Here is a 924-nt window from a genome sequence, read left to right as displayed (position 1 = left end):
AGGCTCTCGCTGAACTTGTGGGTCAACGCGTTGGTGGTCACCCACTGCACGCGGCGCTCGGCGCCGCTGTCCTTGCGCCACTCCAGCTTGCTGCTCCACTGCGTGGCCGACGAGGTGCGGCCACCGCTGAGGCTGACCGCGCGCCGGTTGATGTTGCCGGCGCCACGGTCCAGTTCCGCATCCTGCAGCTGGAAGCCCAGGTTCCAGCCCACGCCGGGATAGAAGTCCATGCCGAAGGTGTGGGCCAGCCCGGTTTCGTTCGGTGCCTTCAGGTACTGGCTCTCGTTGAACACGTTGACCTGGTTGGACAGGCGCCAACGCTGGCCCAGCGTCCAGCCATCACGCTGGGTCGGGCTGAACAACGAGTCGTAGCTGCTGCTGGTGGCGTTGGTGAAGGTGTAGTTGCCGTAGATCGAATGGTCCGGGGTCAGCCGGTACTCGGCATTGACCTGCGCCGCATCGCCGCGATCACCCTGGGTGACTTCCGCGCCGACGCTGGAGAGGTTGCCGAACTGGTAGTTGCCGCCCAGCGTGACCGCATCATTGCTTTCGTACTTGCCGCCATCATCGTCCAGGGTGACCTGCGCGGTGCCGTACAGGTCGAGCATGTTGCCGAAGCGACGCTTGTACTGCAGTGCGCCCAGCGTGCCGATGCCCTGCCCGGTGTAGCGGTTCTCGTCGACGCGGCGCAGCTCGGCACTCAGGGTATCGACGTCGGTGATGCGCCATTCGCCGGTCAGCTGGCTCTGCTCCAGGTACTCCGCGCCGCGCTCGGCGCGGCTGTAGCGGCCGTAGAGGTCGATGTCCGGGCTGAGCTGGCCACGGAACTCGGCGCCGTGCTCACGCACCTCCTCGCCGGTGTCGTAGCGGGCAATCGAATACCCGGCGTCGACACGGCGCATCCACGCGCCGGCCGACCAGTCC

1 pseudogene is annotated in these 924 nt (G+C 66.7%); it reads right to left on the bottom strand.

Going from position 1 to position 924, the window contains the following annotated elements:
- Positions 1-924: pseudogene (locus VA603_RS18400) on the bottom strand (hypothetical protein); the annotation flags it as partial.

This window comes from Stenotrophomonas capsici (genome assembly GCF_034961085.1).
Classification (GTDB): domain Bacteria; phylum Pseudomonadota; class Gammaproteobacteria; order Xanthomonadales; family Xanthomonadaceae; genus Stenotrophomonas; species Stenotrophomonas capsici.
The sequence above is the reverse complement of the archived record's forward strand: the minus strand, read 5'-3'. Positions and strand labels throughout refer to the sequence as shown.